Annotated in this window: 13 protein-coding genes; 5 read left to right on the top strand and 8 right to left on the bottom strand. The window is 71.3% G+C overall.

Annotated features, from left to right (window positions below; genetic code table 11):
- Positions 1-21: 21 nt before the first annotated feature.
- From ctaF to EJG53_RS03795, 4 genes are all read right to left on the bottom strand, one after another.
- The gene (gene ctaF, locus EJG53_RS03810) at positions 22-408 is read right to left on the bottom strand and encodes an aa3-type cytochrome oxidase subunit IV (protein WP_125043591.1); all 387 of its coding nucleotides are present in this window, start codon (positions 406-408) and stop codon (positions 22-24) included.
- A complete protein-coding gene (gene ctaD, locus EJG53_RS03805; protein WP_244954961.1) occupies positions 405-2,135 on the bottom strand; it encodes an aa3-type cytochrome oxidase subunit I in 1,731 nt (576 codons plus the stop codon). Before ctaD ends, ctaF begins: the two co-directional genes overlap by 4 nt.
- 237 nt (positions 2,136-2,372) lie before the next feature.
- Positions 2,373-2,711: a hypothetical protein gene (locus tag EJG53_RS03800; protein WP_125043590.1), complete on the bottom strand. Its 339-nt coding sequence runs from the start codon at positions 2,709-2,711 to the stop codon at positions 2,373-2,375.
- 79 nt (positions 2,712-2,790) lie between these two features.
- Positions 2,791-3,153 carry a hypothetical protein gene (locus EJG53_RS03795; RefSeq protein ID WP_125043589.1) on the bottom strand — a complete coding sequence of 121 codons (363 nt, stop codon included), beginning with the start codon at positions 3,151-3,153 and terminating at the stop codon, positions 2,791-2,793.
- A gap of 98 nt (positions 3,154-3,251) precedes the next feature.
- On the opposite strand from EJG53_RS03795, the gene EJG53_RS03790 reads away from it, so the two are divergent.
- Together EJG53_RS03790 and EJG53_RS03785 are read left to right on the top strand one after the other, a co-directional pair.
- On the top strand, positions 3,252-4,076 hold the full coding sequence (locus EJG53_RS03790) for an SDR family oxidoreductase (RefSeq protein ID WP_125043588.1): 825 nt from the start codon (positions 3,252-3,254) through the stop codon (positions 4,074-4,076).
- Positions 4,077-4,152: 76 nt separating this feature from the next.
- Positions 4,153-5,514 carry a cytochrome P450 gene (locus EJG53_RS03785; protein ID WP_125043587.1) on the top strand — a complete coding sequence of 454 codons (1,362 nt, stop codon included), beginning with the start codon at positions 4,153-4,155 and terminating at the stop codon, positions 5,512-5,514.
- Positions 5,515-5,560: 46 nt separating this feature from the next.
- On the opposite strand, the gene EJG53_RS03780 is transcribed toward EJG53_RS03785, so the two are convergent.
- Positions 5,561-5,890 (bottom strand): DUF6233 domain-containing protein, encoded by a 330-nt coding sequence (locus tag EJG53_RS03780; RefSeq protein WP_125043586.1) that lies wholly within the window; start codon positions 5,888-5,890, stop codon positions 5,561-5,563.
- Between the two features lie 48 nt (positions 5,891-5,938).
- On the opposite strand from EJG53_RS03780, the gene EJG53_RS03775 reads away from it, so the two are divergent.
- Positions 5,939-6,490 (top strand): SMI1/KNR4 family protein, encoded by a 552-nt coding sequence (locus EJG53_RS03775; RefSeq protein WP_125043585.1) that lies wholly within the window; start codon positions 5,939-5,941, stop codon positions 6,488-6,490.
- Between the two features lie 49 nt (positions 6,491-6,539).
- On the opposite strand, the gene EJG53_RS03770 is transcribed toward EJG53_RS03775, so the two are convergent.
- Positions 6,540-7,121, bottom strand: a complete 582-nt coding sequence (locus EJG53_RS03770; RefSeq protein WP_125043584.1) for a hypothetical protein — start codon at positions 7,119-7,121, stop codon at positions 6,540-6,542.
- A gap of 792 nt (positions 7,122-7,913) precedes the next feature.
- On the opposite strand from EJG53_RS03770, the gene EJG53_RS03765 reads away from it, so the two are divergent.
- The gene (locus EJG53_RS03765) at positions 7,914-8,297 is read left to right on the top strand and encodes an ArsR/SmtB family transcription factor (RefSeq protein WP_125043583.1); all 384 of its coding nucleotides are present in this window, start codon (positions 7,914-7,916) and stop codon (positions 8,295-8,297) included.
- A gap of 71 nt (positions 8,298-8,368) precedes the next feature.
- Here the strand turns inward: EJG53_RS03765 and EJG53_RS03760 are convergent, their stop codons facing one another.
- Together EJG53_RS03760 and EJG53_RS03755 are read right to left on the bottom strand one after the other, a co-directional pair.
- Entirely contained in the window at positions 8,369-9,766 is a 1,398-nt protein-coding gene (locus EJG53_RS03760) for an FAD-dependent oxidoreductase (protein WP_125043582.1), read from the bottom strand.
- A 181-nt stretch (positions 9,767-9,947) separates the two neighbouring features.
- Positions 9,948-10,748 (bottom strand): TetR/AcrR family transcriptional regulator, encoded by an 801-nt coding sequence (locus tag EJG53_RS03755; RefSeq protein ID WP_244954960.1) that lies wholly within the window; start codon positions 10,746-10,748, stop codon positions 9,948-9,950.
- An 858-nt stretch (positions 10,749-11,606) separates the two neighbouring features.
- Here EJG53_RS03755 and EJG53_RS03750 point away from each other — a divergent pair.
- Entirely contained in the window at positions 11,607-11,900 is a 294-nt protein-coding gene (locus tag EJG53_RS03750; RefSeq protein WP_125043581.1) for a hypothetical protein, read from the top strand.
- Positions 11,901-12,386: the final 486 nt, after the last annotated feature.

Genomic DNA, 12,386 nt, shown 5'->3' with positions numbered 1-12,386 from the left:
AGGCTCCCGGTACGCGATGCCTCACGACCGCCCGGCGAACTCCATCACCATGCCGACCACCCCCGCCACCAGCAGACCCACCCCGATGACGAACAGCCACAGGCCGAAGACGACCCCCAGCGCGGTCAGCGCCACCGCCAGACCGGTCAGCGGCGGGTAGCCGCTGCGCGGCGGGAAGAACCCGAGCCCGCCGGTCCGCTCACGTACTTCCGCCTCCTTGCGGTCCTCCGGCCGCGGCCCGCGCTTGCGGTGGTTGAGCGTGCAGAACCCGCACACGACCAGCGCCATCAGACACGAGACGGCCAGCGCCGCCGTACCGGCGGGTTCCCGCGACCACAGCGCGTACCCGAGCCCAGCCACGAAGAAGAACCCCGCCACACCGGCGAACAGCGACGCCTCGGCCTTCACGGGTGCCGCTCCCGGTGCGGGTCGGGCGTCGGTTCGTCCTCGCCGCGCTGCGGGGCGGGCAGCCGCAGCACCTCGGGATGGTGCAGGTCGAAGGCGGGGGAGTCGGACCGCACCCGGGGCAGCGCGTGGAAGTTGTGCCGGGGCGGCGGGCAGGACGTCGCCCACTCCAGAGACCTGCCCCACCCCCACGGATCGTCCACCAGCACCTTCGGCGCGCACCGCGCCGTACGCCACACGTTGTACAGGAACGGCAGCGTGGAGATCCCCAGCAGGAACGCACCGGCCGAGGAGACCGAATTCAGTACGGTGAATCCGTCGGCGGCCAGATAGTCGGCGTAACGCCGGGGCATTCCGCTCGAACCCAGCCAGTGCTGCACCAGGAACGTCAGTTGGAAACCGGTGAACAGCGACCAGAAGTGAATCCTCCCCAGCCGCTCGTCGAGCATCCGGCCGGTCAGCTTCGGCCACCAGAAGTAGAAGCCGCCGAACATCGCGAAGACCACCGTCCCGAACAGTACGTAATGCAGGTGCGCCACGATGAAGTACGAGTCGGTGACGTGGAAGTCCAGCGGCGGTGACGCGATCAGCACACCGCTCAGCCCGCCGAGCAGAAAGGTGACCAGGAAACCGCCCGCCCACAGCATCGGCGTCTCGAACGAGACGCTGCCCCGCCACATGGTGCCGATCCAGTTGAAGAACTTCACCCCGGTCGGCGCCGCGATCAGAAAGGACAGCAGGGAGAAGAACGGCAGCAATACCGCACCGGTGGCGAACATGTGGTGCGCCCACACGGTCGCCGAGAGCATGGTGATGGCGATGGTCGCGCCCACCATGCCGATGTACCCGAACACCGGTTTACGGCTGAAGACCGGGACGATCTCCGTGATCACGCCGAAGAACGGCAGGGCGACGATGTAGACCTCCGGATGCCCGAAGAACCAGAACAGGTGCTGCCACAGGACCGCGCCGCCGAAGGCGGGGTCGTAGAGGTGCGCGCCGAACTTCCGGTCCGCCTCCAGGGCGAGCAGCGCGGCGGTCAGCACGGGGAAGGCCAGCAGCGCCAGGATCGAGGTGAACAGCACGTTCCAGGTGAAGATCGGCATCCGGAACATGGTCATTCCCGGAGCGCGCAGGCACATGATGGTGGCGATGAAGTTCACCGCGCCCAGCGTGGTGCTGAGCCCCGACACCACCAGGCCCATGGTCCACAGATCACCGCCCGCGCCCGGACTGCGGACGGCGCCGTTGAGCGGCGCGTAGGCGAACCACCCGAACGACGCGGCGCCCCCCGGCGTGAGGAATCCCGAGACCACCGTCAGGCCGCCGAAGAGGAACAGCCAGTACGTCAGGGCGTTCAGACGCGGGAAGGCCACGTCGGGGGCGCCGATCTGGAGCGGCATCACCGCGTTCGCGAACCCGGCGAACATGGGCGTCGCGAACAGCAGCATCATGATCGTGCCGTGGATGGTGAAGAGCTGGTTGTACTGCTCGTTGCTGACGATCTGCAGCCCGGGCCGGGCCAGTTCGGCGCGTATCACCATCGCCAGCGTGCCCGCCAGCAGAAAGAAGCCGAAGGCGGTCACGAGGTAGAGGTTTCCGATCACCTTGTGATCGGTGGTGGTCAGCCAGCGGCGCACCGCGTGGCCCACCGTGTTCCGGGGCGCCGCGTCGTCGCGGAACGCCGCGCCGCCCTCCGTACGCGCTTCCTGCCCGACCTCGATGACCATGAACCTCCGCCCGGCCCACGCCGGAGACCGACGCGGGCACGCCGACCCATACCGCGCGGCACGCGCACACCGGGCCGGCGCGCGGCCGCCGTCCGGTCACCCGACAGCCTGGCACCGGCGGCGGCCGGATCGCCGGTGCCCACGGTGCGGGAGCGGCCGCCGCCACCCGGAAGGGCGTACCGGCCGCCCCCTACGCCGGGAGAAGTCCGGCGGGAGGGGCGGCCGGTGGGCTGCGGCTCAGGCCCGGCGCGGCTTTTCGGCGGTCGCCGAGGCGCGGCGCAGGGACAGCAGCCGCCACAGAAGACCGGGCCCGGCCGCGGGCGCCGGCTCCGTCGCGGGAGCGGGGACGGGCGCCTTGCGCGGGGCGGACTCGGAGGTGGGCCGGGGCTCGGACGCGGAGGCGGGGGCCGGGTCGGTGGAGTGCCGGCTCGGCTCGGACTCCACCCCGGATGTCGGCTCGGCCTCCGCCCCGGACTTCGCTCCAGACTTCGGCGCGGACTTCGACTCGGCTTCGTGCGGGTCGTAGCTCAGGGCACGCAGATAGCCTTCCAGCGCGCGCTGGGGGTCGATGGGCATGATGGACGCACCTCTCCTGCTGATCGCTGCTGTGCTGGTGCGGGAGCGCTCCGTGCGCGCACGGGGAGCGCGGTCCCGGTCAGCAGCGCAGGACGGTGTGGTGCGCGCGGTCACCGGCGGCGTCGCGTACGTCCGACCGCAGATCGGTCCAGTGGGCGAGAAGCCGGGCGAGACGTCCGGTGTGACACGGCAGGGACGGTACTAGGGCGCGCGCCTCGGGGGAGCGGCCGGTCCGTCCGGCCCGGGGCACCCGGAACGCGGCAACCTGCGGGAAGCTGTCGTCGGCCGCCGGTTCGGCCGACATGGCGGCGGCCTCGGCAGGCCCGGCCCCCGGTTCGAGAGCCGCGGGCGCCGCGCCGCACAGGGCGATCAGTACGGCGATCAGCACCAGGGCGCCGGTCCGTCCCGCGGACCGGTGGTCCCGGCAGCCCCCTCGGTTCATATGCAAAGGGTAGTCATTCGGTTACTGTCTGCGCATGTCGTCGAACGGGTGAGATTACCGCCGCGAAAGCCGGTCGCCGCCCGCGGAAAGGAGCTGCCGTGACAGCCGGCAAACGCATTCTCGTCACCGGCGCGGGCTCCGGCTTCGGCCGGGCCGCCGCCCTGCGCCTCGCCGAACGCGGACATCACGTCATCGCGGCGGCCGAGAACCGCCCGCAGATGACGGAGCTGATCCGGGAAGCGGACCGGCGCGGCATCACCCTCCAGGTGGAGAACCTGGACGTCACCAGCGCACTCCATCGCCGCCAGGCGCACACCTGGGACGTGGACGTGCTGTTCAACAACGCCGCCGTCGGCGAAATGGGCCCGCTCTCCGAGATTCCGCTGGAACTGTTCCGGCGGGTCTTCGAGGTGAATGTGTTCGGCCACCTCGCGCTGGCCCAGGGATTCGCCCGGCAGATGGTGGCACGCGGCAGCGGCCGCATCGTCTGGCTGTCGTCCATCGCCGGTCTGACGACCAATCCGTATCTCGGTCCGTACTGTGCGTCCAAGTACGCCATCGAGTCGATCGCCCAGGCGATGCACGACGAACTCAAACCACTGGGTGTCCAGGTGTGCACCATCAACCCGGGCCCGTACCAGACCGGCTTCAACGACCGGATGGGTGACGCGCTGCGCGTCTGGTTCGACCGCGAGCGATCCTTCAGCGCCGAGCACTTCACCACGGATCTCGGCGTCGAGGTCCACCTCGCCGACGATTACGGCAGGATGACCGGGGAGAGCCAGAAGGACCCCGAGGAGATCGTCGAACTCTTCGTGCGGGTCGCCGAGGAGGACTCCGGACTCTTCCGCAATTTCCTCCCGGCGGACCGTATCGACGAGGTCAAGCGGCAGCAGGCCGCGATCTGGGACCTCCGGCAGTGAGACCGGACACCGGCGGCCCCGGCGGCGAGCAGCCGCCAGGGCCCACCACCGCACCCCGTCTGGAGGAGCCGTGCCCGTGCAGACCGTCCCGCTCCGCCCCGTCCCCGGCCCGCGCGGCCTGCCGTGGGCCGGGAACCTGCCCGCCTTCGGCAAGGACCCGCTCGCCTTCATGACCCGGCTGCGGGACGAGTACGGGGACGCCGTGACGTGGTCCCTGGGCCCGTGGCGCAGCCTGTTCCTCTCCCATCCGCAGCACATCGCCGAGTTCCTCGCCGCCCGGGAGCACGCCTACGGCCTCCTGGAGGTCGGCTGGTCGTTCCAGCGGATCACCGGCAAGAGCGTCATACGCAGTACGGGCACCGACTGGCGCCGCAAGCGCGGTCTGGTCCAGCCGGCCGTCCGCCCGCGGCAGGTGCGCCACCACGCCCGGACCATGGTCGACAGCGCTCTCGCGGCGGCCGACCGGTGGCAGGAAGGCGGACACGTCGACGTACAGCGGGAGATGGTGGTCCTCGGCCAGCGCGTCGTCATCCGTACGCTGTTCGGCAACGACCTCGGCGACCGTGCCCGGGCGCTCGGCGCGGCGATGGCGGTGGCCGAGCAGGAGATGGCCCGCGAACTGCGCGGTGTCGGACTCTTCCTGCCGAACCGGGTGCGTACGCCCTCCCGGAGGCGCCTGCTCCGCGCCCTCGCCGTCATCGACGGCGAGGTGCACCGGCTGATCAGCGCGCGGCAGAACGGACCGGCCGCCGACGGCGAGGGCGGCGGCGACCTGCTGGACCGGCTCCTCGAAGCCCGGGACGAGGAAGGCCGCCCGCTCACCGCCCAGGAGGTCCGCGACGAAGCGGTGACACTCTGGGCGGCCGGCCACGAGACCACCTCCACCGCGCTGACCTGGATCTGGTACCTGCTGTCGCGGTCTCCGGAAGCGCGGGCCCAACTGGACGACGAACTGGACCGGGTGCTCGACGGGCGCCCGCCCACCGTCGACGACTACGACCGGCTCACCTGGACCCGGCAGATCGTCAAGGAGGGCCTGCGGATCTATCCGCCGTCCTGGGTGATTCCCGCCGTGGCCCGGGAGGGCGCCGTGCTGGGCGGCACCGCCGTCCCGGCCGGTACGGCGGTGTGGTGCAGCCAGTGGACGGTCCACCGCGACCCGCGCTGGTTCCCCGCACCGACCGTCTTCCGCCCCGAACGCTGGGACGCCGACGCCCCCGACGTCGTCCCCGACCACGCCTGGTTCCCCTTCGGCGGCGGTCCGCGCGGCTGTATCGGCGCCCGGTTCGCGCTGGTGGAGGTGGCACTGCTGCTGGCCACGCTGGCGCAGCGCTTCCACCTGGACGTCACGCCGGAGGAAGTGCCTCACCGGGTCGGCATACTCATCCAGCCGGCCGTGCCCCTGATCGCCACCCTGCGGGCACGCCGCAGGCGGTGACGAGCGGACGGCGCCGCCCGCCGCCTCGGCCTCTTCTCGCTCCTCCTCAGCCGAGAATGCCCAGCTCGGTGTCCGGACGACAGCCGTAACACGCCTCGACGCCCTGCCCGAGAGCATCGACCGCCTGCTCGCGGCTGATGGCCCGGCCGCGAGCCTGGCCGCACCCGCCGGCATGGACGCGGACCGGCCGCCCGTCGCGGCCCCCGAGCCGCTCGGTCTCCAGCAGCCAGTCGGGCCGGGGCGGCCGGACCGGTACGGGGCGGTCGCGCTCCGCCTGTTCGAGGTGCTGGATACGGGCCCGTACGGCGGCGAGCTGCAGGCGCAGCCAGGTCTCCAGGGTGCGGAGGCGTGGCAGGTCAGGGGGCAATTCGCTCACGCGTTCGAGTCTAGCTCCCTTTTCGTCTCCCTTCGCTACGGTCGCCGGATGGGGAACCGGCACGAGGACGGCGTCCGCGCTCGGCTAGGGGAGATGGCCGCACGGGACCCGGACCGGAAGCGCTTCGGGGCGAGCACGCATCGTTACGCGCTGGCGCCACCGCTCCCGGAGGCGGAGATCCGGGTGTTCGAGAAAACCCACGGCATCGCGCTGCCGGGGGAGTACCGGTCCTTCGTCGCGGTGGTGGGCGACGGCCCGGCCGGGCCCGGCCACGGCCTGATGCCGTTGACCGTCCCCCGCCCGGAGGCCGTCGAGGAGTGGGCCGTCGACGACGCGTGGGCGGAAGACCGGCTGCCGGGCCGGCTCGCCGCACCGTTTCCGCTCACCGAACCCTTGCCCGGCCGGCTCGGGACACCGGTCGATGCGCTGACCCGGGGCACTCTCATGCTGGCCGAACAGGGCTGCGGCAGCTTCGACCGGCTGGTCCTGAATGGCCCCTATGCGGGTCAGGTCTGGCAGATCGACCCGGACTGGGGCGGCTTCGTACCGGTGAGCCCCGGGTTCCGCGCCTGGTACACCGACTGGCTGGCAGGCCCGTGAACGCGCGCCACGCCGATCCTCTGACCTCTGCCGCGTGTACGGGCCGGACTCACCCCAGCGCGTCCTGCCCGGCGGTGACGGGCGCGGGAGGCAGGGGAGCGGCGCGGGCCGGAGGCCGGCAGGCCACCGCGGCGCACAGCAGGGCGGCCGCGATGCCGCCCAGGTGGGCGCGGCTGGAGAGGGTGGTGGTCAGCACGCACTCCAGCGAGAAGGTCACCACCGTACCCATGCTCAGTACGGGAGCCCGGCAGGCCCATCCGGTGCAGATCAGCAGCCCGAGTACGGCCGCGGACGGGCCGGTGTCGGCCAGCATCGCCTCGGCCGGCGGGATCGCCAGGACATGGCCCGGGCCGAGGGTGAGCAGGAAGCGCGCGAAGAACGTCGCCGCGGCCGTGACGACCAGGGACACGGTCAGGGTGCGCACTGTCCCGAGGACGCACTCGGCCATCCCGAAGATCACGGCCACTTGCAGGAGCGCTCCCCACCAGGGGAGCCCCGGCGCGGGCGCGAACAGCGACAGCGGCAGTCGCAGCAGCACGAGCCCCACCGGGACGTCCGCCCGCACCCCGCCGACCGCCCAGACCAGCCGTTCTCCGGCGTCCGTCAGCGCGAGGGCGTGAAAGACGATCACGAGGACCACGGAGGCCGCCGTGAGCGGTACCGCGGCCAGCCGGCGACGGCACAGCGCCGACCAGGTCGGCCCGGCGACCCGGTGCCACTGCGCCAGGAGGGCCCGGCCGGTGCGCGCCGGCAGACCGGGCGCGCGCTCCGGCGCCCCGTCGGCCGTCCGCCCGGTGCCCGCCGGACGCCGCCCCGGTCCCGAGCGACCCCGCTCCGGCGAAGGCGGCCGCCGCCCGGCGCGGGGAAGACGCCGCTTCGTATCGGCAAGGTCCCGCCCGCGGCGCGGCAGCCCGTGCTCCCGGCGCGGCAGACCCACCCCCCGGGGCGGCAGCCCCCGCTCCCGGCGCGGCACGTCATCTCCCCGTCGCGGCAGTCCTCGCTCCCGGCGCGCCAGGGGCCGCCATGTACGGGTCACGAGCCGGTCCTGTTCGTCATCGCCCCTCCGGCGCGAACCGGCGACCGGGTCGCGGTCCGGCGATCGTGGTCAGCCGTCGTTCCACGCGTACGCCACTCGTGGCCCACGCGTACCTCACAGGTACCTCACTCGTCCCCGGCGGGACTCGCGCGGCCCGCCGGACTCCGGCGGTTCACTCTTTCGCCACGGGTGCCCCAACGGGCCGCATGCATGTCGGCCACCGGCGGCTGAGCCCACGTCAGCCCGCCCCGCACCGGCGGGACCGGCCGGTCACCTCCCGGCCGTCCACCCCACGCGTCCTGCGAGGATGTCAAAATACGACGTTCCTCGTATAATGGTGATCCCCGGCAGGAACCGACCGCCCGGAGCCGACTTCCAGGAGCCGCCATGACGACCACCACGACGACATCCGCCGACCGGACCGGTGCCCGCGTCCTGGACCACCCGGACCGTTCGGCGATCCGCCTCGAAGACGTACTGCACGCGCTCGCCGACCCGATGCGGCTGCGGATCGTACGCCGCCTGGCCGCCGCCGAGGGCGAACTGTCCTGCACGGTCATCGAGCTGCCCGTCAGCAAGTCCACCTGTACGCACCACTACCGCGTACTGCGCGAGCACGGCGTCATCAGCCAGATCTACCGAGGCACCGCCAAGATGAACGTGCTGCGCCGCGCCGACCTGGACGAACTCTTCCCCGGCCTGATCGAACGCGTCCTGAAGGCGGCGGAACTCCAGGACGAACGCCTCGACGCCGGGGCCGACAGGGCCTAGCGGCACCCCGGCGCGCGGGCCTCTCCCCACGCCCCGGCTCAGCGCCCCCACCAGGGCCCGCACCCGCACTTTCATCCCCCGTCCCCACCTCCACCCCCGTCCCCACCCCTGTCTCCCTCTCCCCGGCCGGCTGCCGCCAGCAGCCCGGGCCAGTCGGCGATCTTCACGGTGGTCCGTCCCAGCCCCCGGCCGAGCGCTGCTTCCGCCGCCTCGATGCCCAGCCAGCCCGGCCAGCGGACCGGCCGCTGCCCCCTACGCAGCAACGCGGTCACCGGATCGTCCGGCAGCGGCTCGCGCGCCAGCTCGTCCGCGTCCGCCAGCAGCGCCGCCGCCGTCTGCTTCGCACATGGCCGGTTCGTGCCGATCACCCCGGTCGGCCCCCGCTTGATCCACCCGGCCACGTACTCGCCGGGACACGGCACGCCCTCCCGCAGCACCCGGCCCTCCACGTGCGGCACGGTCCCGGTGGCCGCGTCGAACGGCAGCCCGGGCTGCGGCGTCCCCTTGTACCCGACCGAGCGCAGGACCAACTGCGCCGCGATCTCCTCGTACTGCCCGGTCCCCGTGACACCGCCCAGCCCGTCCGGAACCGTCCGCTCGAACCGCACCCCCCGTACCCCCGACTCCGCGTCACCGACCACCTCGACCGGCCGCAGAAAGAACCGCAACCGAACCCGCCGCCTTCCGACCGCTTTTTCTTTCTTCCCCTCGGCCCAGCCGCGCAGCACCTCCACATTGCGGCGGTTCACCGCGGGCAGCCCGGAAGGGTCGCCGTACGCCGGATCCAGCGCCAGTTCCCCAGGCTCCACGAGCACGTCGGCGTCCGGCAGCGCACCCAGTTCGCGTAGTTCCTTGGTGGTGAACTTGGCCTGCGACGGCCCCCGCCGCCCCACCATCCACACGTCCTCCACCCGGCTCTCCGCGAACGCGCCGAGCGCCGCCTGCGGCACGTCCGTACGCGCCAGCTCGTCGGCCCCGCGGGCGAGGATCCGTGCCACGTCCACCGCGACATTGCCGACGCCGATCACCACCGCCGACCGCGCGGTCAGCGGGAACCGGCCGTCCGCGGCGTCCGGGTGCGCGCTGTACCAGGAGACGAAGGCGGTGGCGGAGTGGCTGCCCGGCAGCTCCTCACCCGGGACACCCAGGCGGCGGTCGGTGGCGGCCCCCACGCAGTACACCACTGCGTGGAACATGCGCCGCAGCTCCTGCGGCTTGAGACCGTCGGCCCCCACGTCGACATTGCCGAGGAAGTGCACACGGGGGTGCTCCAGCACCGTACGGAGGTTGTGCTGCAGCGATTTGATCTTCTCGTGGTCGGGCGCGACCCCGTAGCGGACCAGCCCGTACGGGCACGGCAGCCGGTCGAGCACATACACCTCGACATCCGGTACGGCCTCCTGCCCGACCAGCGCCTGAGCGGTGTAGACGCCACTGGGTCCCGAACCGATCACTGCGACACGAAGCACGGAAGGCCCCTTCCCGCGGAGTACTTCCAGAGTCGCACCGGTGGGGGGCGCGCGGGAGGTGTGCCGCCGGGGTTGGCCGACGGTACGGCGACGGCAGCCCGTAACCCGCCGGAGTGAACCACGCGCCCAAATCGCCATTCACCCGATCGAGCGATTCTCGCAGCACCCTGGAGCCCCGCCCCTACCCCTCGGCAGCGGCACCTTCCCGCCCCAGCACCGGCGACGACTCCGGCACCGGCGCCTCGCGCACAGGCGACTCCTGCACCGGTGGCGGTCCCTGCACCGACGGCGGTCCCTGCGGATCCAGCGCCGGTGGCGGGTCCAGCGCCGGCGGCGGGTCCTGCAACGGAGGCGGCCCCTCCAGCGGCGGCTCCGGTCCCTCGCTGGGCGGAGTCCCCAGCTCCCAGTCCAAGCCGTACCGCTGGAACAGCTCCGCCCGAAGCCGCGCGGCAGGCATCGGGGCTCCTGGCAACAACACCGCCACCACCGACCCCATCAACAACGCCCGCAACAGCCGGTAGTCCGTGTCCGCGTCCTCGGTGCCGTACCGCTCCACCGTGTCACGCAGCAGAAACGCCAGCCGCTGCTGTTCGGGGCACTGGATGAAACCTTCCGCCGTCAGAATCCCGGCCATGTGTGTACGCATCAGCAGCGGCCGCTCCTGCGCCAGCCCCAGAATCGCGTCGATCGCCCGCGCCAGCCGCTCCCGGCCCGCGTCCTCACCCGTCGGCAACGGCTCACGGTCGAGCGCCGCCTGCAACGAGTGGTGCATCAGCCGGTGCACGGCCGACTGCAGCAACTGCCGTTTGCCCGGGAAGTAGTACGAGATCAGCCCACGCGCCGACCCGGCACGGCAGGCGATGTCCCCGAGCGTCGTCGCCTCGTACCCGCGCTCGTCCACCAGCTCGACGGTCGCCTGCAACAAACGCTCCCGGGAACGCCGCCGCAACTCTTCATTGACCGAGGGGCTGCGGGGGGACATTCTGTTAACTCCTGCGTTGACTGGCTGAGAGCCAATATACTCAGCAGACCTCCGGATGTCCGCCCCGACGCGGCCAGGACACCGGATCGGCCGCCCGGGTCGGGCGACGCGGGGGATCGTCCGACCCGGGCGGCGGGATAGCGGTCGCACCCTCTGTGACCTGCGTCTTTGCAGGCCACGGGGGGTGGGGTGAGTCGAGGCGGATGGGCGGGGTCGATCAGTTCTGGCCACTCTGGTCGTACTGATGCCGACTCGATGCCGACTTTCCTGACGGGGCTTCAGGGCGTTGCTCTACGCTCCGCGTCTGCAGGGGGCGGCTTCCACGAGAGGCCAGAGACCGGTGAGCGAACAAGGCGGACTCCTGTGCCCGGAGTGCCACCGATTCGGCCAAGGAGGCGAGAGAGCGCCACCGAACGGGACCAACGCCTCCCGGACTTCCGACAACGACAAGCCCTGGCCGGTACGTGGAACGCGGTCTCTGGACCGAGGACGGGAAGAGCGCCAAGGACTGGGCTCAGGGACACCGGGCACTGGTGCACGATCGCTGGCGGTGCCGCAACGGATGGGCCGGACAGTTCCGCATTCCGTCCGGCATTCGGGCTCGCGGTCGAACGGGTTGGCGAGAAGATGGCCAACGTCGCCCATGACGTCACGACCACGGTGGTCGGCCGGCTCACCTGGTAGCCGCCTGAGGTGGCACCACGCCAGTGAGGCGAGGCCCACTCGTCTCGCTCGCGGCCGCCTGTCATCTCGGTGAAGGAAAGAAAAAGTGCCATGCTGACATCCACGCCGTCAGAAACCCAATGGTGGGTGGCCGCCATCGTGTCCGGATTCGCCCTCGCGGTGGCGGCGTAGTTTATGGCCACCACCGCGAGAGACAAACTCATCGCGGCATCGCTCCCGCTGGCCGGAGCGATCGCGATCGGCGTGAATTCGGCGGCGCACGGTTACATGGACACACTGCCGCTGTTGCTCTACACCACTACCATGATCAGCTTGGTGATTCTCCGACTGCTCTTCGCCAAGTACATCAACCGTCAACTCGCCCTGAAGCGCTCGGGAAAGCCGATGGAGAACTTGTCGGGCAAGCAAACCGCCATCTTTCTCCTCGCCTTCGTGACCACGCTCGTTCTCATGTCCTCCGCCATCTGACATCCCGGCCCCCGACATCGACACGAGTCGGGCCCGCCCCCTCGCGTGCTGCCCCATCGGCGCACGTCCGCATGTACTCCGCAGCAGCACATCGCGCGGGCCGCCGAGATCCTTAGCCCGGCCCGCCGTCGAGAACTTCGATTACCCGAATGCCGACAAGACCAAGAAGGAACTCGGCATCGACCTCTAGCGCGGCGACGGACATGTCATGCTCGTCCACTGCAACAACGACGGCCGCTTGGCGATCATCTGATTACGCATCATCGGGCAGGCCCGCTGCTTCGGCGTCACCGGCGAAACTGGATACCTGAGCCTGTCGATCGATCCCCAAGGTGTATGGAGTGAAGGCAGGCGCCGATCACCAGGCCAATATGACGCTGACCACCGATGGCCGCAAACAGAACATCGCCTTGGGCAAGAATGAGGCGGGGGCGGCCGGAGAAACTTCCGACCCGGAGCGTCGTCCGCACGCCCTCATCGAGATAT

Origin of the sequence: Streptomyces chrestomyceticus JCM 4735, from assembly GCF_003865135.1 — a bacterium.
GTDB classification, from domain to species: Bacteria; Actinomycetota; Actinomycetes; order Streptomycetales; family Streptomycetaceae; genus Streptomyces; species Streptomyces chrestomyceticus.
The sequence above is the reverse complement of the archived record's forward strand: the minus strand, read 5'-3'. Positions and strand labels throughout refer to the sequence as shown.